The sequence below is a fragment of the Achromobacter ruhlandii genome, from assembly GCF_002082135.1.
GTDB lineage: Bacteria > Pseudomonadota > Gammaproteobacteria > Burkholderiales > Burkholderiaceae_B > Achromobacter > Achromobacter ruhlandii.
The window spans coordinates 4,465,570-4,489,639 of sequence record NZ_CP017433.1 but is presented as its reverse complement, the minus strand read 5'-3'; the positions used below and the strand labels follow the sequence as shown (position 1 = coordinate 4,489,639).

Below are 24,070 nucleotides of genomic sequence, written 5' to 3'. Positions count from 1 at the left end.
GCCAGCGCGGCGGCGCCGGTGAGGGTGGCGGCGCCGATGGCCAGGGCGGTCAGGGTTTTGCGGATCGGGTTCATGCGGTTTTCTCCTGAGGGTCGAAGTGGGGCCGTGGATCGGCCATGACGTCATTATTCGGGGGGCGCATGAACCCGTTCTGAAACCGTCATTCACCCGCCGTTCATGTTCGACACGCTATAAATGAGACGCTTGCATTCCCCTGTTTTTCCCCCGCGCGCCGGGTTACCCTGGACGCGACCGCCCGACGGAATCCCCATGACCGCACGCCTTCGTATCGGAATCTGGCTGACCGGCCTTGCGCTGGCCCTGGCGCTGGCCGTCGGGCCCGGCACCGGCCGCGCCGACGAAAGCGACCACGAACAGGCGCGCCAGGCCTTGCAGGCCGGCAAGGTGCTGCCGTTGCGGTCCGTGCTCGATATCGTCGAACGCGACTATCCCGGCCAGGTGGTCAAGGTGGAATTCGAAGAGGATGACGGCCTCTTCCTGTACGAGATCCGCCTGCTGCAGCCCGGCGGCAATCTGGTCAAGCTGAAGATCGATGCGCGCGACGGCGCCGTGCTGGGCATGAAGGGGCGCGACATCCAATTCCGGAACCGACACTGATGCGCATACTTGTCGTCGAAGACGAACCGACCCTGGCGTCGCAACTGGCCGAGGCGCTGCGCCACGGCGGCTACACCGTCGACACGGCGGCCGACGGCGGCACCGCCCACTACATGGGCGAGGTCGAGACCTACGACGTGGTGGTGCTGGACCTGGGGCTGCCGGTGATGGACGGCCTGACGGTGCTCAAGCAGTGGCGCGCGGCCGGGCGCGGCATGCCGGTGCTGATCCTGACGGCGCGTTCCAACTGGCACGAAAAGGTCGCCGGCATCGACGCCGGCGCCGACGACTACCTGACCAAGCCTTTCCACATGGAAGAACTGCTGGCGCGCGTGCGGGCGCTGTTGCGCCGCCACAGCCACCACGCCAGCGCGCAATGGCGCTGCGGCCCGCTGATGCTCGACACGCGGCTGGCCCGCGCCACGGTCGATGGCCTGCCGCTGAACCTCACCAGCCATGAATTCAAGGTGCTGGCGGTGCTGATGCAGCGCGCCGGCGAAGTGGTCTCGCGCGGCGAGCTGATCGAACACATCTACGCGCAGGACCACGATCGCGATTCCAACACCATCGACGTGTTCATCGGCCGCCTGCGCAAGAAGCTGCCGGCCGACACCATCGAGACCGTGCGCGGGCTCGGCTACCGGCTCGCCTGTCCCTCATGACGTCGCCGCGCGCGCCGGGGTCGCTGCGCTGGCGCATGCTGGCCGGCACGCTCGCCTGGATCGCGGCGATCGTCGTGCTGGCCGGATGGGGGCTGGGCAACCTGTTCCGCCAGCACATCACCGAACAACTGCGGACCGAACTGGCGCTGCACATGAACCAGCTGACGGCGGCGGTCAGCGTGGCGCCGGACGGCCGCCCGACGGTGGCCTCGCCGCTGAGCGACCCGCGCCTGGAGCAGCCGCTGTCGGGCCTGTATTGGCAGATCGACCGCCTCGATGACAGCGGCCGCGTGGTGGCCGCCGGCGTGGCGCGCTCGCGCTCGCTGTGGGACCAGGTGTTGACGCTGCCCTCGGTAGACGACGCCGACGGTCTTTACGACATCGCCGGGCCCGAGAATCACCGCCTGAGCGCGCTGACGCGCCTGCTCAAGCCCGAGGACAGCGACGCCGGTTCGCTGCGCCTGGTGGTGGCCGCCGACCGCGCGGTGCTGGCCGAACCGATCGAACGCTTCGACCACATGCTGCTGTGGTCGCTCGGCGCGCTCGCGGCCGGAATGGTGGTGGCGGCGGTGGTGCAGGTGGCGGTGGGGCTGCGGCCGCTGGGACGGCTGCGGCGCCAGCTCGCCGCGCAGCAGGGCCGCAACAGCGTGCGGATCGAGGGCCGTTTTCCCAGCGAGATCCAGCCGCTGGTCGACGATTTCAACCGCGTCCTGGCGGTCAACGCCGATATCGTGCAACGGGCGCGCACCCAGGCCGGCAACCTGGCGCACGCGGTCAAGACGCCGCTGACCATCCTGGGCAACGCGGCGGCGCGCGAAGAGGGCGCGTTCGCCCGGCTGGTGCGGGAACAGGTCGCCATGGCGCAGCGCCAGATCGACCACCATCTGGCGCGCGCGCGGGCCGCGGCCGCTTCCGGCACGGCGGGCGGACGCACGCCGCTGCGGGCGCCGCTGCAGGCGCTGTTGCGCGTCATGCAGCGCCTGTACGCGGCGCGCGGGCTGGCGCTGGAGATGGACGAATTCTCCGACCGGCTTGAGTTCCGTGGCGAGGAGCAGGACCTGCAGGAGATGGTTGGCAACCTGCTCGACAACGCCTGTAAATGGGCCGCGCGGCGCGTGCGGATCGGCGCCCAGGCAGACGCGCCCGACCGCCTGCGCATCGTGATCGACGACGACGGCCCGGGCATTTCCGAGGACGAGCGCGAACGCATCTTCGAGCGCGGTGTGCGCATGGACGAGCAGCGCCCGGGTTCGGGCCTGGGGCTGGATATCGTGCGCGATCTGGCTGGCACCTACGGCGGCGAGGTCAGCGCCGGACAATCGCCGCTGGGCGGGTTGCGCGTGACGCTGATCCTGCCGGCACTGCCGACCGGCGCCTAGCTGAACCGCCGGCGCCGGGCCGGGCGGCCGGCGCAGTTGGCCGGCCAGCGTTGCCGCCTGTGGCCCGACGCCTGACGCCGTCGTCGGCGCTCAGCGCACCAGCGTCACCGGCACCTCGGCCAGTTGCACCACCTGGTTGGCGACCGAGCCGATCAGCATGCCGGCCAGCGCGCCATGGCCGCGCGTGCCCATGACGATGCGCGTGCAGCGGTGTTCCTGCGCATACGCGTGGATCTCGACGGCCGGCCGGCCGAATTCGACGTGGCTGGTGTAGTCGGTGCCGGTGACATCGAGCAGCTTGCGCGCCTCATCGGCGGCTTCCTGACCCTCGCGCACGTAATATTCGTCGATCATTTCCTGCGTGACCAGCCGCGACAGGCCGGCGCGGCCCTGCGGCGGCGTCTGGATGTTGAGCAGGTGGATGCGCGCGTCGGCCGCGCCCTGGGCCAGCTGGCGCGCGTGCAGCACGGCGCGGTTGGCATTGTCGGAACCGTCGACCGGGACGAGGATGTTTAGCATGGCGGCTCCTTTACTTGACCAGGGTGACGGGCAATTCCGTCAGGTGCAGGACCTTGGTGGCGACCGAGCCCATGAACAGCGCGGCCACCGAGCCCAGGCCGCGCGTGCCCATGTAGATCTCGTCGGCGTCGATCTCGGCGGCGACGCGGGCGATGGTCTCGGCCGCCGCGCCGATCTCGATGCGCTCGCCGAACGCCACGCCGGCCTCGGCCAGCAGCGCGCTGGCGTCGCGCAGCGCCGCTTCGCCTTCCTCCTGGTGGTAGGCGTCGATATCGGCTTGCGACAGGCCGCGGCCGATCTTGCCGGCCTGTAGTGGAACCTGCACGGTCAGCAGCTCTACGCGTTCGACGGGGTCATAGGCGCGCGCATCGAGCATGGCGCGCACGGCGTGGACGGCATGCCGCGAGCCGTCCACCGGGATCAGAATGCGTTTCATCGACGTCTCCTTGTTGTCCGCGAGCCCGCGGCGGCCACGTCATGGCGGCGCCGCGACAACTCCACTTTACGCAATTATTCCGCCGCGCGGGCGGCGGCGGGATGCGCGCAATCAAAGGAAACGCGAACGCGCCGTCAGCACCAGCCCGGGGGCACCCGCGCCGCGGTCGCCGGCTGGCCGAGCAATTGCGTGGCCAGGCGGCCCAGCGCGGCGGCCTCGCCCGTGGTCGCCAGTTCCAGCGCGCCGGGGCCGGCGGCCGCCAGCAGTCCGCGTTCCTGCAACTGGTGTCGCAGGCGCCGCGCCACCGGCCCGCCGGTCTCCAGCAAGGGCACGGCGGGGCCCGCGGCGGCCTGGATCGCGTCATGCAGGAATGGGAAATGGGTGCAGCCCAGCACCAGCGCATCAGCGCCCTGGCCCAGCAGTTCGCGCACCGGCGCGGCCACGACCCGGGCGGCGGCTTCGCCCTGGATCTCGCCGCGTTCCACCTGCAGCACCCATTCGGGGCAGGGGCGGAACAGGATGCGGATCTCGGGCGCCTCGCGCTGCACCAGGGCGGCGAATTTGGGACTGGCCAGCGTGCCGGTGGTGGCGAAGACGCCCACCACGCCGCTGCGCGTCAGGTGCGCCGCCGGCTTGATGGCCGGCTCCACGCCGATGATGACCAGGTCCGGATGGCGGGCGCGCAACGTAGCGATGGCGGCGGCGGTGGCGGTGTTGCAGGCCACCACCATCGCCTTGGCCTGGCGCGACACCAGGTAGTCGGCGATGGCCAGGGCCCTTTGCTGGACGTATTCCTGCGTCTTCTCGCCGTAGGGCACGTGGGCGGAATCCGCCACGTACAGCAGGTGCTCGCGCGGCAGGGCCTCGCGGATGGCGCGCAGCACGCTCAATCCGCCGACGCCGGAGTCGTATACGCCGATGGGAGGGGGGGCGGGCATGGGGATGCGGCTGGGACTGGGGGGAGGCCAGTGTAGCGCTATCGCGCCGGGACCTCGGCTTCGCGGTGCGCCCGCACTTCCTCGATCAGGCGGCGGATCGCGCCGGTCAGCGGCGCGTCGCGCCAGATCAGCGTGAGCGGGGCGCGCATTTCGGCCGGACCGCTGACGTTGACGTACACCACGCCCTCGATGTTGACCCGGCGCAGCGAGGCCGGCACCAGCGACACGCCCAGCCCGGCCGCCACCAGGCTCAGGGTCGACAGCATGCGCGGCGCCTCCTGCGCCACGCGCGGGCTGAAGCCGGCGGCGCGGCAGGCCGAGATGATGGCGTCGTACAGCCCCGGGCCGCTGTGGCGGCGGTAGAGGATCAGCGATTCCTCGGCCAGCTCCGACAGCGCGATGCGCTTGCGCGCGCGTCCCTTGACCATGGGATGGTCGGCCGGAAAGGCGGCCAGCATGCTTTCCTCCAGCACCGTCTCGACCGCCACGCCCCGGTCGACGCCGTGGGCGCCGCGGATGAAGGCGACATCGACGCGGCCGTCGCGCACGTCCTCCATCAGTTCGCCGGTGCTGCTTTCCTCCAGCACCAGCCGCACCTGCGGCGCGCTTTCGCGAAACCGCCGGATCACGGACGGCACGAAGGGGTGGAACGCGGCCGAGCCGGTGAAGCCGACGGTCAGCCGGCCCGCCTCGCCCAGGGATACGCGCCGCACGCCATCGACCGCCTGGTCGACCAGCGCCAGGATGCTGCGCGCGTCGGCCTGCAGGGCGCGGCCGCTTTCGGTCAGTTCCATGCCGCGCGGCAGGCGGTGGAACAGCGTGACGCCCAGTTCCTGTTCCAGCGCGCGGATCTGCTGGCTGAGTGGGGGCTGGCGGATGCCCAGCCGGGCGGCGGCCTTGGTCAGGTGGGATTCCTCGGCCACTGCCAGGAAATAGCGCAACAGCCGCAGGTCGACGGAAGCCATATGTAATGGATATGAATGTTTAACAGGTCATATATTAGACATTATCCAGGCCCGGGAGTAGGCTGCGAGCTATCTCTTCACACCCGGCGCTGGCGCCGGCGCCTGGCGGCCACCGCGCCCACACGACAATGAACGCAGCAGCACCTGATTCCCCCGACGCCGCCACGCGGCCGCCGCCCACCTGCGGGCAACTGTTCCACGGATTCCTCATGCTCGGCCTGACCGCCTTCGGTGGCGCGCTGCCATTGGCGCGCCGCATGGTGGTCGAAAAGCACCGCTGGCTGTCCGGCGCCGAATTCACCGACCTGCTGGGCCTGTGCCAGTTCCTGCCGGGCGGCAACATCATCAACCTGTCGGTGGCGCTGGGCATGAAGTTTCGCGGCCCGCGCGGCGCCTTCGCGGCGCTGATGGGCCTGATCCTGGCGCCCTCGGCCATCGTGGTGCTGCTGGGCATGGTCTACGACCGCTTCCAGAACGACCCGCACATCCAGCACCTGTTCGCCGGCCTGGCCGCCGCCGCGGCGGGCTTGCTGATCTCGATGGCGGTCAAGATCGGCCTGCCGGTGGTCAAGCGCCGCGACTGGCTGGCCGGCGTGGTGGCCACCGCCTGTTTCATCGCCATCGCGGTGCTGCGCATTCCGCTGCTGCCGACCATGGCGGTGCTGACACCGTTGAGCATCCTGCTGGTCTGGAGGCAACGTCGATGATGCAGACCCTGATCGCCCTGGCCATCATCTTTTCGCAACTGTCGGTGCTGGCCTTTGGCGGCGGCAACACCATCCTGCCGGAAATGCAGCGCCAGGTCGTGGAAGTGCACGGCTGGATGACGGCCGCCGACTTCTCCGCGCTGTTCGCGTTGGGCCAGGCGGCGCCCGGCCCCAACCTGATGGTCGTGACGCTGGTGGGCTGGCACGTGGCGGGCTGGGCCGGCATGCTGGTCACCACCCTGGCCAAGTTCGGACCTTCGTCCCTTATCACCATTCTCGCGCTCGGCTTGTGGGAACGTTTCAAGGATCGCCCCTGGCGCGGCGTGATCCAGGCCGGCATCTTCCCCATGACGGTCGGGCTGGTGGCCGCCAGCGCCGCGCTCATCACCGAGGCCTCGGCCCATACCTGGCTGCTCGGCGCGATCACCGCCGTGGCCGCGCTGCTGGGCAGCTTTACCCGCATCCATCCGCTGTGGCTGCTGTTCGGCGGGGCGCTGGTCGGATTGCTCGCTATCGGTTAGCGTTTAGGCTCCTGCCACACTGGGAGTCCGCCATGTCGCCGCCGGCCAAGGATCCGCAGATCGAATCGCCCTCGACCGAGGTCGAGCCGCTGCCCTTCTTCCATGCGCACCGGCGGCTGGTGCTGTGCGGCCTGCTGTTTGCCGCCCTGGCGGGCGCGCTGTGGCGGGTCGGCCTGACGCCCAGCCGCGCGGGGCTGCTGGCTTTCGACGTGGCGGCGCTGGTGTTCCTGCTGCTGACCGCCGCCGCCTTCGGCAAGGCCACCCCGGCCATGATGCGGGTGCGGGCGCAGCAGGTCGACGTCGGCCGCGGCGCGGTGCTCTGGAGCAGCGTGGCGCTGTCGTGTCTGGTGATGGCGGCGTTGTGGACCGAAATGCGCGCGGTCGGCGGCGCCGAGGGCGTGGCCGATCTGGTGGCGGCCGCCATCAGCATCGTGCTGTCGTGGCTCTACATGAACATGATCTTCGCGCTGCATTACGCGCATGGCTACTACAGTCATCGCAATGCCATGCACAAGGGCCTGGACTTCCCGGGCAAGGAAGATCCCGACTACTGGGACTTCGCCTATTTCGCCCTGGTGCTGGGCATGACCTTCCAGGTTTCCGACGTGCAGATCGTCAGCCGGCGGATGCGGCGCACGGCGCTGGTGCACAGCGTCATCGCGTTTTTCTTCAACGTCTTCATCATCGCCATCAGCGTCAACGTCGCGGCGGGGCGGGCATGAAAAAGCCCGGCCGGGGAGCCGGGCTTCTGCATGTGCCGAACGACGGGCGGCGCGCGCTCAGGCCGCCGCCAGCCGCCACAGCGACGTGACTTCCTTCGAGCGCGCCGCGTACAAGGGATCGTCGGGATCCTTGGCGCGGCCGTGCGTGGGCCGGGTGTCGATGCGCTCCACCACGCGCAGGCCGGCCTGCTCGATCATCTCCAGCAATTGCTCGCGGGTGCGCAGGCCCAGGTGTTCGGCCAGGTCCGACAGGATCAGCCAGCCCTCGCCGTTGGGCGTCAGGTGCGCCGTCAGCCCATTGAGGAAGCCGCGCAGCATGCGGCTGTCGGGGTCGTAGACCGCGTGCTCGACCGGCGAGCTGGGGCGGGCCGGCAGCCACGGCGGGTTGCACACGGCCAGCGAGACCCGGCCTTCGGGGAACAGGTCGGCCTGGACCACCTCGACCTGTTTGGCCAGGCCCAGCCGCTCCAGGTTCTCACGGGCGCAGGCCAGCGCCCGCGGGTCCATGTCGGTGGCGATGACGCGCTTGCCGCCGCGGCGCGCCAGCACCGCCGCCAGCACGCCGGTGCCGGTGCCGATATCGAAGGCCACGCTGCCGCGCGGCATCGGGGTGCGCGCCACCAGGTCGATGTACTCGCCCCGCAGCGGCGAAAACACGCCGTAGTGCGGGTGGATGCGGTTGTCCAGCGCGGGAATCTCCACGCCTTTCTTGCGCCATTCGAAGGCGCCGATCAGGCCCAGCAGTTCGCGCAGCGACGCCACGTACGGTTCGTCGGCGGGGCCGTGGGCTGCTTCGCAGGCCTGCCGCGCGTCCGGCGCGCGGCGCAGCGAAATGCCGTGGCCGGCGTCGAACGGAATCAGCAGCATGCCGAGGATGCGGGCGCGCTGCGACTGGATCTGGCGATGCTGGTTGAAGGCCTCCAGCATGGTTTCGACCGGCTTGCGCGGGCGCTTGTCCACGCGGCGCGTGATCGCCTGCAACAACTGGCGCGCATTCTGGAAGTCGCCGCGCCACAGCAGGCCCACGCCTTCGCACGCCAGGCGATAGGCCACGTCCGCCGTGGTGCGGTCGTCGGCCAGTACCACGCGCTTGGGCGGCGTGGCGCCGGATTCCGAGCGCCAGCGGGCGGTGTGGTGGGTCTGGTCCGGGGCTTCGCCCTCGGTCCAATGCAGTTCAGGCAGGGTCAACGGGACGCTCCGGACAAGGCGGGCTTCAGGGGCAGGACGGTCATGAAACGGGGAAATCCAGGGGGGAAAAGAAAACAAGGCGCGGGCTGCCAATGTAGCAGCTTCGCGCCTTGAGGGCGGCGGACGGCGCCTGGCGCCGCCCGTCGGGGCCGTATCAGTGGAACAGCACCACGGCCTTCTGCAGCGTGATCCAGATGCCCCAGGCCAGCGGGATGCCGACGCAGGCCCAGGCGAACAGCACCAGCGCCGCCGGCGTGCGGAAGGTCGAGGCGCCCACGCCGAGGGTCTCGGCCGCCGCCGCGCGCTCATGCGCCAGGGCCTTTTCGCGCGCCAGTTCCTCGTCGCTCATGAAGTACTTGGGGTTCACCGGGCGGATCGCCAGGTTGCACAGGAAGCCCAGCACCAGCATGCCGGCCAGGATGTACATGGTGATGTCATACACCTGCGCCCGCGGCACGCCGATGGACAGCTGGTATTCGCGGATGTAGTTCACCAGCACCGGCCCGAAGATGCCCGCGGCCGACCACGCCGTCAGCAGGCGGCCGTGGATGGCGCCCACCATCTGCGTGCCGAACAGGTCCGCCAGGTAGGCCGGCACGGTGGCGAAGCCGCCACCATACATCGACAGGATGACGCAGAAGGCCGCCACGAACAGCGCCAGCGCGCCCATGTGCGCGGTCCAGGGAATCGCCGCGTACAGCGCGAAGCCCAGCACGAAGAAGATCAGGTAGGTCATCTTGCGGCCGAGCTTGTCCGACAGGCTGGCCCAGAAGAAGCGGCCGCCGATGTTGAACAGACTCAGCAGCCCGGTGAAGCCCGCCGCGATGGCGGCGATGGCCGCCAGCTGGGCCTTGTCGAGCTGGCCGTAGCCCAGCTCCGGCTTGTTGATCAGGCCGCCGCCGAATACTTCCTGCAGCAGCGGCGAGGCCATGCCCAGGATGCCGATGCCGGCGGTCACGTTCAGGCACAGCACCAGCCACACCAGCCAGAACTGCGGCACGCCCCAGACCCGCTTCACGTGCACGTGGCCCTGGGTGATCATGGCGTTGTTGGCGTGCCTGGCGGGGGCGGTCCAGCCCGCCGGCTTCCAGCCGGTGGGCGGCACGCGGTAGCCGAGCGCGCCCGACATCATGAAGATGAAGTACACCAGCGCCATGGTCAGGAAGGTCTGCCACACGCCCGGCGAGGTCGGCGTGGCGAATTGGCGCATCAGCAGGTCGGCCAGCGGCGCGCCGATCATGGCGCCGCCGCCAAAGCCCATGATGGCCATGCCGGTCGCCATGCCGCGGCGGTCCGGGAACCACTTGATCAGCGTGCTGACCGGCGAGATGTAGCCCAGCCCCAGGCCGATGCCGCCGATCACGCCCGAGCCGAGCCACAGCATCCACATCTGGTGCAGGTAGACGCCGGCCGCCGAGATCACCAGGCCGCCGCACCAGCACAGCGCCGACACCACGCCCGCCTTGCGCGGACCGGCGCGCTCCAGCCAGCCGCCCCACAGCGCCGCCGAGCAGCCCAGCAGCACGAAGAACAGCGTGTACATCCACCCCATGGTGGAGATGCGCCAGTCGCAACTGGTGGTGAACAGCTCGGCCACCAGGCTCATGTCGGCCGGGCAGGCCAGCGGCTGGGCGCCGCCGACCGCCTTGGACAGCGGCAGCCAGAACACCGAAAAGCCATAGGCCATGCCGATGCACAGGTGGATGGCCAGGGCGGCCGGGGGCACCAGCCAGCGGGAAAAACCCGGTCCGGCGATGGTGCGTTCCTTGTCCAGGAAGCCCGGCTTGGCGCCGGGCAGGTCTAGCGTTGCAGTGCTTTCCATGAGGTCTCCTCGGGGTGCGGCTTTATAGCGGCGTTGGCTGGAGAAATCCAGTCCCGCCGTCTCTTGTTGAACCCTTTGCTGCGGTAAAGCTTGCTGCGCCCGCGCGCCGTCGCGGGCACGCGGATCGGTGTGGACGCGTCAATCGGTCAGGGCACGCGCGCCAGCGGTGTCAGGCGTTCGCGGTTCTGCGTCACCGCCTCCAGCACCAGCGGATGCAATTGCTGTTCTCCGGCGTCGCCATCGGGCTGCCGCGCCAGGAAGTCCAGCAGCTCGTTGCGCATGCGGGGCTCCCAGAATTTGTGGATATGGTTGGCCACGCCTTCCACCGCTTCCGGGCGCAGCGGCATGGCTTCGAAGAATTGGCCGATGCGGTTGGCCATGCGGATCAGGTTGCCGATTTCCATGCGTGTCAGGTCTGCGAAGTGATGCGTTCGGGGTGGGAATACAGGGTCGCGTCGTCGTTGCGCAGAAAGCCCAGCAGCGCGATGCCGGCGCTGTCGGCCAGGCGCACGGCCAACCCGGTGGGGGCAGATACCGCCGCCAGGATGCCGACGCCGGCGGCGGCGGTCTTCTGCACCATCTCGAAGCTGGCGCGGCTGGACACCAGCACCACGCCGTGCGCGGCGGGCAGGGCCTGGCGCGCCAGCGCGCCGACCAGTTTGTCGAGCGCGTTGTGCCGGCCCACATCCTCGCGCACCAGCGCCACGGCGCCGCTGGCGTCGGCCCAGCCGGCGGCGTGGGTGGCGCCGGTCAAGTCATGCAGCGCCTGGCGCGCGCGCATGTCGCGCATCGCCCGCAGCACCGCGCCCACCGGCAGCGGCGCGCCGGCCGGCACCGGCGCCACCGGCCGCAGCACCTCGGGCAACGTCTCGACGCCGCACAGCCCGCAGCCGGTGCGCCCGGCCATGGCGCGGCGGCGCGATTTCAGCCGCGCCTCGCAGGCGCTGGATATCTCGATCTGCACCACGACGCCGTCGCATTGCGGCAGCAGGTCGATGCCGCGCACGTCGGTCACGCTGTCGATAATGTCCTCCGACAGCGAAAAACCGACGGCGAAGTCCTCCAGGTCGGCGGGCGTGGCCAGCATGGTGGCGTGGCTGATGCCGTTGAACTCCAGCGCCACCGGCGTTTCCTCGGCCAGGTTGTCGCCTTCGGTGCCGGGCGCGATGGCGCCGGCCCGCACGCGGGTCACCTGGGCCGCCACGCAATCGTGGCGGTCTGCGGAGGAGGAAGGGCGATGGTCCATGAGGGCTCCGGCCAACTGTCGGGGTTATTTCCCCGCCAGCGTGGCCTCGTTCTCGCGCGAGCGTTCACGCAGCAGCTTCTGCTGGATGTCCGCGAAGCGCGACCATTGCCGCTGCCATTCCGACGGCTGGGACACGCGCGTGACCTGTACGGCCGTGACCTTGTACTCGGGGCAGTTGGTGGCCCAGTCGGAACTGTCGGTGGTGACGACGTTGGCGCCGGACTCGGGGAAGTGGAAGGTGGTGTATACCACGCCCGGCTGCACCCGGTCGGTCAGGGTCGCGCGCAGCACGGTCTCGCCCGAGCGGCTCTGGATGCCGACCCAGTCGCCTTCGGCGACGCCACGGTCCTCGGCATCCTGCGGATGGATCTCCAGCACGTCCTCGCTGTGCCACATGACGTTGGGCGTGCGGCGGGTCTGCGCGCCCACGTTGTATTGCGACAGGATGCGGCCGGTGGTCAACAGCAGCGGGAAGCGGCGCGTGCTGCGCTCGTCGGTCGGCACGTACTTGGTGATCATGAACTTGCCCTTGCCGCGCACGAAGCTGTCGATGTGCATGATCGGCGTGCCCTCGGGCGCGTCGTCGTTGCATGGCCATTGCAGGCTGCCCAGCTTGTCCAGCTTCTCGTAGCTGACGCCGCTGAAGGTCGGCGTCAGGCGCGCGATCTCTTCCATGATCTCGCGCGGGTGGCGGTAGTTCATGGGATAGCCCAGCGCGTTCGACAGCGCCACGGTCACTTCCCAGTCGGCCTTGCCGTTCTTCGGCTCCATCACCTTGCGCACGCGCGAGATGCGGCGCTCGGCGTTGGTGAAGGTGCCGTCCTTTTCCAGGAACGACGAACCCGGCAGGAACACGTGCGCGTACTTGGCGGTCTCGTTCAGGAACAGGTCCTGCACCACGATGCATTCCATTGCCGCCAGCGACGCCGCCACGTGCTGCGTGTTGGGGTCGGACTGCACGATGTCCTCGCCCTGGCAGTACAGGCCCTTGAAGGTGCCGCCCAGCGCGGCCTCGAACATGTTGGGAATGCGCAGGCCCGGCTCGGGTTGCAGCGTCACGCCCCAGTCCTGCTCGAACTGCGCCCGCGCCACGTTGTCGGAAATATGGCGGTAGCCCGGCAGCTCGTGCGGGAACGAGCCCATGTCGCACGAGCCCTGCACGTTGTTCTGGCCGCGCAGCGGGTTCACGCCCACCCCTTCGCGGCCGACGTTGCCGGTGGCCATGGCCAGGTTGGCGATGGCCATGACGGTGGTCGATCCCTGGCTGTGCTCGGTCACGCCCAGGCCGTAGTAGATCGAGCCGTTGCCGCCGGTGGCGAACAGGCGCGCCGCGCCGCGCACGGCCTGCGCCGGCACGCCGGTGATCTCGGCCATGGCTTCGGGCGAATTCTCAGGCAGCGAGACGAAGTCGCGCCATTCCTCGAACGCCTTGGCCTCGCAGCGCTCGGCCACGTAGGCCTCGTCGATCAGCCCTTCGGTGGCGATCACGTGCGCCATCGATGACAGCAGCGCGGTGTTGGTGCCGGGCCGCACCTGCAGGTGGAAGTCGGCCTTGATGTGCGGCGAACTCACCAGCTCGATGCGGCGCGGGTCGATCACGATCAGGCGCGCGCCCTGGCGCAGGCGGCGCTTCAGGCGCGAGGCGAACACCGGGTGGCCGCTGGACGGGTTGGCGCCCATGACGATGACCACGTCGGTGTGCATCACCGAGTCGAAGGTCTGGGTGCCGGCGGATTCGCCCAGCGTCTGCTTCAGGCCGTAACCCGTGGGTGAATGGCACACGCGGGCGCAGGTGTCGACGTTGTTGGTGCCGAAGGCGGCGCGCACCAGCTTCTGCACCAGCCAGGTTTCCTCGTTGGTGCAGCGCGACGAGGTGATGCCGCCGACCGCGTCGCGGCCGTACTGGCCCTGGATGCGGCGGAATTCGGAAGCCGCGTACTCGATCGCCTCTTCCCACGACACTTCGCGCCAGGAGTCGGTGATGCGCTTGCGGATCATCGGCTTGAGCACGCGTTCCTTATGGGTGGCGTAGCCCCAGGCGAAGCGGCCCTTGACGCAGGAGTGGCCGCGGTTGGCCTGGCCGTCCTTCCACGGCACCATGCGCACCACTTCCTGGCCCTTCATCTCGGCCTTGAAGCCGCAGCCCACGCCGCAATAGGCACAGGTGGTGACCACCGAATGCTCGGCCTGGCCCATCATGATGACGGTCTTTTCCTGCAGGGTCGAGGTCGGACAGGCCTGCACGCAGGCGCCGCAGGACACGCATTCGCTCTCCAGGAACGGCTGATCCTGCCCCGGCGACACGCGCGATTCGAAGCCCTTGCCCGAGATCGTCAGCGCGAAGGTGCCCTGGGTTTCCTCGCAGGCGCGCACGCAGCGGTTGCAGACGATGCACTTGGAGGCGTCGTAGGTGAAGTACGGATTGGACTCGTCCTTCTCGCTCTTCAAGTGGTTGGCGCCGTCATAGCCGTAGCGCACGTTGCGCAGGCCCACCACGCCGGCCATGTCCTGCAGTTCGCAGTCGCCGTTGGCCGGGCAGGTCAGGCAGTCCAGCGGGTGGTCGGAGATATACAGCTCCATCACCCCGCGCCGCAGGTCGTGCAGCTTGGGCGTTTCGGTGAACACCACCATGCCGTTCTCGGCCGGCGTGGTGCACGAGGCGGGATAGCCGCGGCGGCCCTCGATCTGCACCAGGCACAGGCGGCACGAGCCGAACGGCTCCAGGCTGTCGGTGGCGCACAGCTTGGGGATGTTGATGCCGGCCTCGGCGGCCGCGCGCATCAGCGAGGTGCCTTCGGCCACGGTGATTTCCTGGCCGTCGATGGTCAGGGTGACGGTTTTTTCGGACACCCGCGCCGGGGTGCCCAGGTCGCGGTCGCGCTTGATGACGGTTTCTAGCATGGCGGTCTCGGCTTCAGGCGGGATGGGCGGCGGACTGCGAGGACTCGATACCGAAGTCCCGCCGGAAGTGGTTCAGCGCGGACAGCACCGGATAGGGCGCCATGCCTCCCAGCGCGCACAGCGATCCGCCCAGCATGGTGTCGCACAGGTCGCGCAGTAGGTGCACCTGCTGTTCGCGCCCCGGGCCGCCGGCGGCGATCTTGTCCAGGGTCTCCACGCCGCGGGTCGACCCGATGCGACAGGGCGTGCACTTGCCACAGGATTCGATGGCGCAGAACTCCATGGCATAGCGCGCCATGCGCATCATGTCGACCGTGTCGTCGAATGCCACCAGGCCGCCGTGGCCGATCATGGCCGAGATCTGGACATAGGCTTCGTAGTCCAGCGGCACGTCCCATTGCGATTCCGGCAGGTAGGCGCCCAGCGGGCCGCCGACCTGCACCGCGCGCAGCGGCCGGCCCGAGGCGCTGCCGCCACCGAAGGTATACAGCAGGTCTCGCAGGCTCAGGCCGAAGGCCTTTTCCACCAGCCCGCCCTGCTTGAGGTTGCCGGCCAACTGGAAGGGCAGGGTGCCGTGCGAGCGGCCCACGCCGTAGTCGCGGTAATAGGCCGCGCCCTTGGCCAGGATGATCGGCACCGTGGCCAGCGAGATCACATTGTTGATGACCGTGGGCTTGCCGAACAGGCCCGAGATCGCCGGCAGCGGCGGCTTGGCGCGCACCACGCCGCGCTTGCCCTCGATGCTCTCCAGCAGCGAGGTCTCCTCGCCGCAGATATAGGCGCCGGCGCCCTTGCGCACTTCCAGGTCGAAGCGGCGGCCGCTGCCGTGCACGTCGTCGCCCAGCCAGCCGACGCTGCGCGCCCGTTCGATGGCGGCCTCCAGCGTGGCGATGGCGTGCGGGTATTCGGAACGCACGTAGATGTAGCCGTAGGTCGCGCCCACCGCCAGGCCGGCGATGGTCATGCCCTCGATCAGCACGTAGGGGTCGCCTTCCATCAGCAGGCGGTCGGCGAAGGTGCCCGAATCGCCCTCGTCGGCGTTGCAGACGATGTACTTGCGGTCGGCCGGCGAGCCCAGCACCGTTTTCCACTTGATGCCGGTGGGAAAGGCCGCGCCGCCCCGTCCGCGCAGGCCGGAGGTGACCATCTCGTCGACGATGGCGGCCGGCTCCATGGCCAGCGCGCGCTTCAGGCCCTGCAGGCCGCCGTGCGCGGCGTAATCCTGCAGGGACAACGGATCGATCACGCCGACGCGGGCGAAGGTCAGGCGTTCCTGCTGCTTGAGATACGGAATTTCCTCGGTCAGGCCCAGGCCCAGCGGATGCGCGCCGCCCGTCAGCCAGCCGGCGTCGAACAGCGCCGGCACGTCCTCGGGCTGCACCGGCCCGTAGGCCACGCGGCCCGCGGGCGTGCCTACCTCCACCAGCGGCTCCAGCCACAGCAGGCCGCGCGAACCGTTGCGCACCACCTGCACGGCCAGGCCGCGTTCGTCGGCGGCCAGTTCGATGGCGGCGGCCACGGCGTCGGCGTCCATGGCCAGCGCCGCGGCGTCGCGCGGCACGTAGATCAGGGTGGGAGCGCTCATTGGCCGGCCTCCCGCGCGCGATGCAGCAGGCGGTCGAGCTTGGCCGGGGTGACGCGGGCGTGCGGCTGGCCGTCCAGCATCACCGCCGGCGACTGGGCGCACAGGCCCAGGCAGTACACCGGCTCCAGCGTGAAGTCGCCGTCGCGCGTGCTGGCGTGGAAATCACAGCCCAGCGCCTGGCGCGCATGGGCGGCCAGTTGTTCGCCGCCCATCGCCTGGCAGGACTCGGCGCGGCACACTTCCAGCGTGTGGCGCCCGGCGGGTTCGCTGCGGAAGTGGGGATAGAAGGTGATGACGCCATGGACTTCGGCGCGCGACAGGTTCAGGGCCTCGGCGATGGTCTGCACCGCCTCGGCCGGAATACAGCCCAGTTCGTGCTGGACCGCGTGCAACACCGGCAGCAAGGGGCCGGGCTGGTCTTTCAGGCGGGCCAGGATGCGGGCGGTGGCCGCCACGGCGGGGCTGGCGGAGGCCTGGGCGGCGTCCAGGGCCATGGCGCCGCCACGGGCGCCGCCGGTGGAAGCCAGATCGGATTTTGCCTCGCGCTGGCGCATGGCGGTCTCCTCCAGGAGTGCTGGGCCCCGTAGGGTGGGGGCTGTTGTGATGGGAGGTCAGGTTGATTTATATGCAATGAAAAACATATAAATTTCCCTTGCCTCGCGTTATTTGTGTACTCTAAACAGGTAATTAATCGCCTTCAATAAGAAATAAATGACATATAAGTTCCGAATCGGCCTGCGGCCGCAATGGACCTTGGGTGGAGACGACGGCGCCCCCGTGCCGCTGCAGGACATGCTGGGGTTGCTGGCCGCCATCGACGCCACCGGCAACATCGCCGGCGCCTGCCGCGCCTGTGATTTGTCGTACCGGCACGCCTGGGGCGTGCTGCGGCGGTTCGAGGGCATCTTCGGCACCCAGCTGCTGATCACCAACCGGCGCCAGGGCACGCAACTGTCGCCGTTCGCGCAGCGCCTGCTGTGGGCCAATCGCCGCATCGAGGCGCGGCTGATGCCCACGCTCGACAGCCTGGCCTCCGAACTGCAGGAAGAACTGGCGCGGCTGCTGCCGGAAAACGGTCCGCACCTGCGGCTGCACGCCAGCCACGGGTTCGCGGTGGAATCGCTGATGGAACACATGGGCGGGCGCAAGCCCGGCCTGGAACTGCGCTATCGCACCGCGATCGAGGCGCTGGCCTCGCTCGAGCGCGGCGAATGCGACCTGGCGGGCTTCCAGGTGCCGCTGGGCGACTTCGAGGCGCCGATCATGGAACGCTACGCCCAGTGGCTGCACGCCGACGAGTACCTGCTGATTCATCTGGCGGTGCGCAATACCGGGCTGTTCGTCGTGGGCGGCAACCCCAAGCGGATCCACGGCATCGCCGACCTGGCGCGCCAGGACGTGCGCTTCGTCAATCGCCAGATCGGTTCCAGCACCCGTTACCTGATCGGCCTGATGCTGCAACGCGCCGGCGTCTCGATCAGTGAAGTGCAGGGTTACGAAACCAACGAATTCACGCACATGGCGATCGCCGCCCACATCGCCAGCGGCATGGCCGACACCGGCGTGGGCGTGGAGACCGCCGCCTGCCGCTTCGGCCTGGATTTCATTCCGCTGGTGCGCGAGCGCTATTTCTTCGCCATCCGCAAGAACGCGCTGGAGACGCCCGCCATGCGCGACCTGCTGTCCATCATGCGCAGCCCCGACTATGTCGGCTACGTCGGCCAGCTGGTCGGCTACGACGCGCGCGATACCGGCCGCCTGCAGACCCTTGAAGAGGCATTTTCCTAGGCGCGCCGCCGTGTGCGCCGGGCTATGATGTTCCCATGAGCAAAGTGATCCTCCTGGCTGATCGCCGCACCGAGCGTCCGGCGCCCCTGGCGCCGCCGCCCGCGGGCCAGCCCGCGCTCGACCGGCGCGCGCGGCCGCTGCGCGACCTGCGCATCTCGGTCACCGATCGCTGCAATTTCCGCTGCACCTACTGCATGCCGCGCGAGGTGTTCGACAGCGACTACGTCTTCATGCGGCATGCCGACCTGCTGTCGTTCGAGGAAATCGCGCGGCTGGCCGGCGTTTTCACCCGGCTGGGGGTCGAGAAGATCCGCCTGACCGGCGGCGAGCCGCTGCTGCGCAAGCATGTGGAAAACCTGGTGGGCCTGTTGTCGGGGCTGCGCACGCCCGCCGGCCGCCCGCTGGAACTGACGCTCACCACCAACGGCAGCCTGCTCGAACGCAAGGCCGCGGTGCTCAAGGACGCGGGCCTGAAGCGCGTCACGGTCAGCCTGGATGCGCTGGACGCCAGCATGTTCCAGGACATGAGCGACAGCGGCTTCACGCCCGACGACGTGCTGCGCGGCATCGACGCCGCCGCGGCGGCCGGGCTGGCGCCCGTCAAGGTCAACATGGTGGTGCGGCGCGGCCTGAACGACGCGCAGATCCTGCCAATGGCCGAGCGCTTCCGCGGCAGCGGTCACATCCTGCGTTTCATCGAATACATGGACGTGGGCAACACCAACGGCTGGAACCTGACCGAAGTGGTGCCCAGCGAGGAAGTGCTGGCGCGCATCGGCGCGATTCATCCGCTGGAACCGATCTCCACCGACGACATGGGCCGCGTCGCCGAGCGTTGGCGTTATCGCGACGGCGGCGGCGAGATCGGCGTCATCTCCAGCGTCACCCATGCCTTCTGTGGCGGCTGTACGCGCGCGCGCCTGTCGCCGGAAGGCAAGCTGTTCCTGTGCCTGTTCGGCCACGAAGGCCACGACCTGCGCGCGCCGCTGCGCGACGGCGCCAGCGACGACGAACTGGCCGCCATCCTCACTGGAATCTGGGCCGCCCGCGGCGACAACTATTCCGAACAGCGCGGCCGCAACATGGCCGACCCGGCCCGCAAGGTCGAGATGAGCTACATCGGTGGTTGACCCCGCGCCCGTTTTCGACCGGCAACAGGTGGCCGGCCTGATCCTGGCCGGCGGCCAGGGCTCGCGCATGCGGGGCAGCGACAAGGGATTGGTCCTGCTGCGTGGCGAGCCGCTGGTGGCGCACGTAGCGCGGCGCCTGGCGCCGCAGGTCGGGCCGCTGCTTCTCAGCGCCAACCGCAATGCCGACAGCTACGCGCGCTATGGGCGGGTGGTGGCCGACGATACCGACGAATTGGGCGCCTGGCAGGGGCCGCTCGCGGGCCTGGCCGCCGGCCTGGCGGCGGCCGCGCCGTGCGAGTGGCTGGTGGTGACGCCCTGCGACACCCCGTTCCTGCCGGCCGACCTGACCCAGCGCCTGATCGCGGCGGCGCAAGCGGCGGGGGCGCCGCTGGCCTATGCGGTGGCCGGCGGCCAGCGCCACCCGGCGTGCATGGCGCTGCGCGCGTCGCTGTTGCCGGCGCTGCGCGATTATCTCGCGGCCGGCGAACGCAAGGTCGGCCTGTGGCAGTCGCGCGTGGGAGGCGTGGGCGCGCCGTTCGATGACGCGCCCGGCGCGTTCATGAACCTGAACACGCCCGAGGAACTGGCGGCGGCCGAGCGCTACGCCAGCCAGTGACGCAGGTCGTAGTAGGGCACGCGGTCGCGGTCCTGCACCTGCACGTCGGCCGGCAGGCGCGCCAGGCCGGTCGACCACGGTAATGAACTGATCACCCCCGACCCCTGGTGGCCGTACGGCACCAGCTCGGCGTTGCCGTCGTCGGCGGCGCGGCGCTGCACCCGCAGGAATTCCTCGCGGCTGTCCAGGCGCGGATGCTCGGTGCGCAGCGGCAGCCGGCTCACCGGCGGGAACAGTTCCTCGCGGCCCTGCATGCGGCGCACCAGCGGCGACACCAGCATCGCGAACACCGCGTAGGCCGACACCGGATTGCCCGGCAGGCTGACCACCGGCTTGTCGCCGATCATGGCCAGCGCCACCGGCTTGCCCGGCTTCATGCGCACCTTCCACAGCGACAGTTCTCCGCCCAGCGCGGCCAGGGCCGGCTTGACCAGGTCGCGCTCGCCGACCGACACGCCGCCGACGCTCAGCACCAGGTCGCATTCGGCCAGCAGCGTCTTGAAAGCGCCGCGCAGGTCGTCCTCGGTGTCGCGGGCATGCAGCACCAAGGCCGGCTCGGCGGCCATGCCGCGCACCAGCGCCGCCAGCATCGGGCCGTTGGAGTTGTAGATCTGCGCCGGTTCGCGCGCGCCGCCGGGCGCCACCAGCTCGTCGCCGGTGGTCAGGATGCCCACCCGCAGGCGGCCGTAGACCGGCACGCTGGCCAGGCCCTGCGAGGCCAGCAGCGCCACGTGGGCGGCCTGCAATTGCGTGCCGGCGGGCAGCAGCGGGGCGCCGGCCAGGGTGTCTTCGCCGCGCAGGCGGATGTGCTGGCCGGGACGGGGCTGGCGCGTGATCTCGACCTGCTCGTCGGCCTCGTGCGTGTCTTCCTGCATCACCACCACATCGGCGCCTGCGGGAATCAGGCTGCCGGTGAACAGGCGGATGGCGTGGCCGGGCTTGAGCGGCTCGGGCGTGTCGCCGGCATAGCAGCGCTGCTGGATCGGCAGGCGCGCGCCCGGCTGCCAGTCGGCCAGGCGCAGCGCATAGCCGTCCATGGCGCTGTTGTCGGCCGGCGGAATGTCCACCGTGGCGTCAAGGTCGGCCGCCAGCACGCGTCCCGGCGCTTCGTCCAGGCCGACGTGTTCGCGGCGCGCGAGGGGGGCGGCCGCGTTGGCCAGCAGGGTCTGGGCTTGGTCGAAATCCAGCATGGGTATCAGTGGTCTTCTTGGTCGCGGGGTTGGAAGTGCGTGGCGAAATTGCAGGGGCGGTGGCCGCTGTCCAGCTGCTCGCGGATGATGCGGTTCCAGGCGGTTTCGCAGGCGTTGTTCGAACCGGGCAGGCAGAACAGCAGGGTCTGGTTGGCCTCGCCGGCAAAGGCGCGCGACTGGATGGTGGAACTGCCGATTTCCTCGTAGGAGATCTGGCGGAACAGTTCGCCGAAGCCGGGAATCTCGCGGTCCAGCAGCGGCAGGATGGCCTGCGGCACATGGTCGCCGTGCGAGAAGCCGGTGCCGCCGGTGGTCAGGATGACCTGCACCTCAGGGTCGGCGATCCAGTCGCTGATGACGCGCCGGATCTGGTAGAGGTTGTCCTTGGCGATGTCGCGCCGCACGCATTGGTGGCCGGCCTGGGCCAGGCTGTTGGCCAGCAGGTTGCCGGAGGTGTCGTCGCCGGCGCTGCGGGTGTCGCTGACCGTCAGCACGGCGCAGGCCAGCGAGACGGGGGAGGCGTCGTTCATGGAGTCTCCTTGGGGGGCGGGGTGTCGGCGTCCCAGGACTGCGTGCGGTCCTGGTCGGATTGGCGCTGTTCCACCCAGAAGCTGTCGCCACCCGCCAGGGTCTCGCGCTTCCAGAAGGGCGCGCGGGTCTTGAGCGCGTCGATGATGAATTCGCAGCCGCGAAAGGCGTCGCCGCGATGGGCGCTGGCCGCGGCCACGAACACGATCTGGGCATTGCGGGCCAGGGCGCCGACCCGGTGCACGATCACCGTGCCGTCCAGGTTCCAGCGCGCGCGGGCGGTGGCGGCGATGTCTTCGAGCTCGCGCTCGCACATGCCGGGGTAGTGTTCGAGGTAGAGCGTGTCGGTGGGCGTGTCCGGCGCGTAGTCGCGCACGTAGCCCACGAAGGTGACGATGCCGCCCACGCCCGGCCCGGCGCTGGCGCGCAGGGCGGCGGTGAGCGCGGCGCCGTCGAAGTCGGCTTCCTGCACGATGACCATGGCGCTCAGCCTCCGGTGACGGGTTCGAACACCGCCACCTCGTCGCCCGCGCGGATCGGCGCCGACGGCTTGGCGTGGGTCTGGTTGATGGCCAGCTTCAGGCGACCGGCCGGGGCCAGCTGCGGATAGCGTTCGCCAAGCGCGGCCAGCAACTGCGCGCCGGTGGACTCGCCGTCCAGCGGCCAGGCCTCCGCGCGCTTGCCGACCAGTTCGGCGACGCGGGCGAAATACAGCAGGTTAATCGTTGCGCCATTCACCGCTTTTACCTCCCGCCTTGTACTTCAGGCGAACTTGTTCGATCACGATGCCCTTGTCGGCCGCCTTGCACATGTCGTAGATGGTCAGCGCGGCGACGCTGCACGCGGTCATGGCTTCCATTTCGACGCCGGTCTTGTAGCTGGTGCGGCAGGTGGCCAGGATGTCGATGCGGTGCGCCGCGTCGTCCAGCGCGAATTCGACGCCGACGAACGACAGCGGCAGGCTGTGGCACAGGGGGATGAGCTCGGCGCAGCGCTTGGCCGCCAGGATGGCGGCGACGCGCGCGGTGTTGAGCACTTCGCCCTTGCCCTGGCCGGGCTGCGTCAGCAGGCCGTAGGCCACCGCGTTCATGCGGACGCTGGCGGTGGCGATGGCGACGCGTTCGGTGTCGGTCTTGCCGATGACGTCGACCATGCGGACCTGGCCGGCTTCATCCAGGTGGCTCAAGGTGGGGGCGGGCGTGGACATGGGAATCGGGATCGAGAATTGTTAATGATTGAAAAGAGCGGTCCCGGCAGGCCGTGGCGGGCCGCTGATGCGCCTATGATAGACGAGCCGCCAGCCGCCGCGCTTTGAGGAAAGATAAGCGCGGCCTTCTTGGCCTGGGCGCCGCGCCCGTGGACCTGCTTTCAGGCCGCGCAGGGATGCCGCGCTGACCGTGGCTTGCGTGCTTTCGTGCCCCTGCGGGGGCATTTGCGCTTGTGGCGCCGCGGCCGCGATGGCGCGTTGCAAAAAGCCCCCCAATTTGCTCGAAGGACGCGATAATGACCTTCGATTCGTACCAGGAGACGCACAATGCCCTTGCGGATGCCCAAGTTCCGGTTCACCCGCCGCTTAGGCAAGATCCTCTTGGGCGTCGTGGCCACGGCGCTAATTCTCTGTGGCATCGCCGCCTGGCAGGTGCCCAAGGTGCTGCACAACGTGCTGACCCAGGACGTGGCCAAGATGCTGGGCCGCGACGTGGCCGTCGGCAAGATCACCTTCAATCCCTTCACCCTGACCGTGCGCGCGCGCGATCTCGCCGTGGCGCAGCCCGGCTCGCAGACGCCCCTGTTCAAGGCCTCGGAACTGAACGTCAGCGCCGCCTGGACCTCGCTGTTCTGGTTCGCGCCGGTGGTCGACCGCTTCACCCTGCGCTCGCCGACGCTGTCGATCGTGCGCGAGGATGTCACCCGCTTCAACTTCTCCGACGTGCAGCAGCGCGTGGCCGAGATGACCGCCCCCAAGCCGGACGAGCCGCCCAAGCCCGATGAAGGCCTGCCGCGCTTCTCGCTGAACAACATGGTGATCGAGGGTGGCGTCATCACGCTCGATGACAAAGTCACCGGCCGCAAGCAGGTGGTGGACGAATTGGCCATCGGCGTGCCGTTCATCTCCACCTTCGGCTATGCCACCGACATCGACGTGCAGCCGCGCCTGCACCTGCGCATCAACGGCAGCCCGTTCGACCTGACCGGCGTGGCGCGGCCTTTCGACAAGGTGCCATCGTCGACGCTGCGGGTGGCCTTCAGCGGCCTGCAACTGGAAAAATGGGCCGACGTCTGGCCCATGCCGCTGCCGTTCAAGCTCGAACGCGCGTTGCTCGACTCGAACCTGCAGGTCGTGTTCGAGCAGCCCAAGGACGCGCCGCCCAAGATCCGCGTGGTCGGCGACCTGGGCCTGCGCCAGTTCGACCTGCGCGACAGCGCCGGCGAGAGCCTGGCGGCCTGGAGCGCGCTGACCGTCACCCGCCTCGAACTCGAACCGATCGCGCGCCAGGTGTACGTGGGCAGCGTCGACCTGTGGGCGCCGCAGGTGTATGCGCGCCGTTACAGCAACCAGCACCTGAACTGGCAGGACGTGGTCGACAAGCTCAAGCAGTTGGGCGGCC

26 protein-coding genes are annotated in these 24,070 nt (G+C 69.5%); 10 read left to right on the top strand and 16 right to left on the bottom strand.

Features of this window, described 5'->3' with window-relative positions; all coding sequences use genetic code 11:
* The first annotated feature begins 270 nt into the window (after nucleotides 1-270).
* The 3 genes from AruCF_RS20300 to AruCF_RS20290 are packed head-to-tail and all read left to right on the top strand — an operon-like array spanning nucleotide 271 to nucleotide 2,659.
* Complete coding sequence (locus AruCF_RS20300; RefSeq protein WP_144419158.1) at nucleotides 271-618, top strand: PepSY domain-containing protein; 348 nt, start codon at nucleotides 271-273, stop codon at nucleotides 616-618.
* A complete protein-coding gene (locus AruCF_RS20295; RefSeq protein ID WP_049075679.1) occupies nucleotides 618-1,280 on the top strand; it encodes a response regulator transcription factor in 663 nt (220 codons plus the stop codon). Before AruCF_RS20300 ends, AruCF_RS20295 begins: the two co-directional genes overlap by 1 nt.
* A complete protein-coding gene (locus AruCF_RS20290) occupies nucleotides 1,277-2,659 on the top strand; it encodes an ATP-binding protein (RefSeq protein WP_049075677.1) in 1,383 nt (460 codons plus the stop codon). The genes AruCF_RS20295 and AruCF_RS20290 overlap by 4 nt, the downstream gene beginning before the upstream one ends.
* A 90-nt stretch (nucleotides 2,660-2,749) precedes the next feature.
* Here AruCF_RS20290 and AruCF_RS20285 read toward each other — a convergent pair whose 3' ends face one another.
* From AruCF_RS20285 to AruCF_RS20270, 4 genes are all read right to left on the bottom strand, one after another.
* A complete protein-coding gene (locus tag AruCF_RS20285) occupies nucleotides 2,750-3,178 on the bottom strand; it encodes a universal stress protein (protein WP_049075675.1) in 429 nt (142 codons plus the stop codon).
* 10 nt (nucleotides 3,179-3,188) lie between these two features.
* Complete coding sequence (locus AruCF_RS20280) at nucleotides 3,189-3,614, bottom strand: universal stress protein (RefSeq protein WP_049075673.1); 426 nt, start codon at nucleotides 3,612-3,614, stop codon at nucleotides 3,189-3,191.
* Between the two features lie 134 nt (nucleotides 3,615-3,748).
* Nucleotides 3,749-4,552, bottom strand: a complete 804-nt coding sequence (gene murI / locus AruCF_RS20275; RefSeq protein ID WP_049075670.1) for a glutamate racemase — start codon at nucleotides 4,550-4,552, stop codon at nucleotides 3,749-3,751.
* A 38-nt stretch (nucleotides 4,553-4,590) separates the two neighbouring features.
* A complete protein-coding gene (locus AruCF_RS20270; RefSeq protein ID WP_049075668.1) occupies nucleotides 4,591-5,517 on the bottom strand; it encodes a LysR family transcriptional regulator in 927 nt (308 codons plus the stop codon).
* Between the two features lie 128 nt (nucleotides 5,518-5,645).
* Between AruCF_RS20270 and AruCF_RS20265 the strand changes: the two genes are divergently transcribed.
* From AruCF_RS20265 to AruCF_RS20255, 3 genes are read left to right on the top strand one after another with little or no spacing between them, the layout of a single operon-like run.
* Nucleotides 5,646-6,224 carry a chromate transporter gene (locus AruCF_RS20265; RefSeq protein ID WP_049075667.1) on the top strand — a complete coding sequence of 193 codons (579 nt, stop codon included), beginning with the start codon at nucleotides 5,646-5,648 and terminating at the stop codon, nucleotides 6,222-6,224.
* Entirely contained in the window at nucleotides 6,221-6,745 is a 525-nt protein-coding gene (locus tag AruCF_RS20260) for a chromate transporter (RefSeq protein WP_049075665.1), read from the top strand. The genes AruCF_RS20265 and AruCF_RS20260 overlap by 4 nt, the downstream gene beginning before the upstream one ends.
* 32 nt (nucleotides 6,746-6,777) lie before the next feature.
* Entirely contained in the window at nucleotides 6,778-7,467 is a 690-nt protein-coding gene (locus AruCF_RS20255; protein ID WP_049075663.1) for a DUF1345 domain-containing protein, read from the top strand.
* A 57-nt stretch (nucleotides 7,468-7,524) separates the two neighbouring features.
* Here the strand turns inward: AruCF_RS20255 and AruCF_RS20250 are convergent, their stop codons facing one another.
* The 7 genes from AruCF_RS20250 to AruCF_RS20220 form a co-directional block, all read right to left on the bottom strand.
* On the bottom strand, nucleotides 7,525-8,655 hold the full coding sequence (locus AruCF_RS20250; RefSeq protein ID WP_049075661.1) for a methyltransferase: 1,131 nt from the start codon (nucleotides 8,653-8,655) through the stop codon (nucleotides 7,525-7,527).
* Between the two features lie 154 nt (nucleotides 8,656-8,809).
* Nucleotides 8,810-10,477: an OFA family MFS transporter gene (locus tag AruCF_RS20245; protein WP_049075660.1), complete on the bottom strand. Its 1,668-nt coding sequence runs from the start codon at nucleotides 10,475-10,477 to the stop codon at nucleotides 8,810-8,812.
* A 146-nt stretch (nucleotides 10,478-10,623) separates the two neighbouring features.
* Nucleotides 10,624-10,881, bottom strand: a complete 258-nt coding sequence (locus AruCF_RS20240) for a formate dehydrogenase subunit delta (RefSeq protein ID WP_006390923.1) — start codon at nucleotides 10,879-10,881, stop codon at nucleotides 10,624-10,626.
* 5 nt (nucleotides 10,882-10,886) lie between these two features.
* Nucleotides 10,887-11,723, bottom strand: a complete 837-nt coding sequence (fdhD, locus tag AruCF_RS20235; RefSeq protein ID WP_083036833.1) for a formate dehydrogenase accessory sulfurtransferase FdhD — start codon at nucleotides 11,721-11,723, stop codon at nucleotides 10,887-10,889.
* 24 nt (nucleotides 11,724-11,747) lie between these two features.
* Nucleotides 11,748-14,624: a formate dehydrogenase subunit alpha gene (gene fdhF / locus AruCF_RS20230; RefSeq protein WP_049075657.1), complete on the bottom strand. Its 2,877-nt coding sequence runs from the start codon at nucleotides 14,622-14,624 to the stop codon at nucleotides 11,748-11,750.
* A 13-nt stretch (nucleotides 14,625-14,637) separates the two neighbouring features.
* Nucleotides 14,638-16,209 carry a formate dehydrogenase beta subunit gene (locus AruCF_RS20225; RefSeq protein ID WP_049075656.1) on the bottom strand — a complete coding sequence of 524 codons (1,572 nt, stop codon included), beginning with the start codon at nucleotides 16,207-16,209 and terminating at the stop codon, nucleotides 14,638-14,640.
* Nucleotides 16,206-16,763, bottom strand: a complete 558-nt coding sequence (locus tag AruCF_RS20220; protein ID WP_049075655.1) for a formate dehydrogenase subunit gamma — start codon at nucleotides 16,761-16,763, stop codon at nucleotides 16,206-16,208. Before AruCF_RS20220 ends, AruCF_RS20225 begins: the two co-directional genes overlap by 4 nt.
* A 157-nt stretch (nucleotides 16,764-16,920) precedes the next feature.
* On the opposite strand from AruCF_RS20220, the gene AruCF_RS20215 reads away from it, so the two are divergent.
* From AruCF_RS20215 to mobA, 3 genes are read left to right on the top strand one after another with little or no spacing between them, the layout of a single operon-like run.
* Nucleotides 16,921-17,997 carry a substrate-binding domain-containing protein gene (locus AruCF_RS20215; RefSeq protein ID WP_049075654.1) on the top strand — a complete coding sequence of 359 codons (1,077 nt, stop codon included), beginning with the start codon at nucleotides 16,921-16,923 and terminating at the stop codon, nucleotides 17,995-17,997.
* 35 nt (nucleotides 17,998-18,032) lie between these two features.
* On the top strand, nucleotides 18,033-19,127 hold the full coding sequence (gene moaA, locus AruCF_RS20210; RefSeq protein WP_049075652.1) for a GTP 3',8-cyclase MoaA: 1,095 nt from the start codon (nucleotides 18,033-18,035) through the stop codon (nucleotides 19,125-19,127).
* Nucleotides 19,120-19,743, top strand: a complete 624-nt coding sequence (gene mobA, locus AruCF_RS20205) for a molybdenum cofactor guanylyltransferase MobA (RefSeq protein WP_080977474.1) — start codon at nucleotides 19,120-19,122, stop codon at nucleotides 19,741-19,743. Before moaA ends, mobA begins: the two co-directional genes overlap by 8 nt.
* On the opposite strand, the gene AruCF_RS20200 is transcribed toward mobA, so the two are convergent.
* The 5 genes from AruCF_RS20200 to moaC are packed head-to-tail and all read right to left on the bottom strand — an operon-like array spanning nucleotide 19,728 to nucleotide 22,668.
* Nucleotides 19,728-20,933, bottom strand: coding sequence for a molybdopterin molybdotransferase MoeA (locus AruCF_RS20200; protein WP_049075650.1), 1,206 nt, complete (start codon nucleotides 20,931-20,933; stop codon nucleotides 19,728-19,730). The genes mobA and AruCF_RS20200 overlap by 16 nt on opposite strands.
* Before the next feature lie 5 nt (nucleotides 20,934-20,938).
* Nucleotides 20,939-21,463: a molybdenum cofactor biosynthesis protein B gene (gene moaB, locus AruCF_RS20195; RefSeq protein ID WP_049075648.1), complete on the bottom strand. Its 525-nt coding sequence runs from the start codon at nucleotides 21,461-21,463 to the stop codon at nucleotides 20,939-20,941.
* On the bottom strand, nucleotides 21,460-21,942 hold the full coding sequence (locus tag AruCF_RS20190) for a molybdenum cofactor biosynthesis protein MoaE (RefSeq protein WP_049075647.1): 483 nt from the start codon (nucleotides 21,940-21,942) through the stop codon (nucleotides 21,460-21,462). Before AruCF_RS20190 ends, moaB begins: the two co-directional genes overlap by 4 nt.
* 5 nt (nucleotides 21,943-21,947) lie before the next feature.
* Complete coding sequence (locus AruCF_RS20185) at nucleotides 21,948-22,199, bottom strand: MoaD/ThiS family protein (RefSeq protein ID WP_020926652.1); 252 nt, start codon at nucleotides 22,197-22,199, stop codon at nucleotides 21,948-21,950.
* On the bottom strand, nucleotides 22,180-22,668 hold the full coding sequence (gene moaC, locus AruCF_RS20180; protein ID WP_049075645.1) for a cyclic pyranopterin monophosphate synthase MoaC: 489 nt from the start codon (nucleotides 22,666-22,668) through the stop codon (nucleotides 22,180-22,182). The genes AruCF_RS20185 and moaC overlap by 20 nt, the downstream gene beginning before the upstream one ends.
* Before the next feature lie 327 nt (nucleotides 22,669-22,995).
* Between moaC and AruCF_RS20175 the strand changes: the two genes are divergently transcribed.
* Nucleotides 22,996-24,070, top strand: a 1,075-nt coding sequence (locus AruCF_RS20175; RefSeq protein ID WP_157130071.1) for a DUF748 domain-containing protein, incomplete at its 3' end; no start/stop codon positions are given.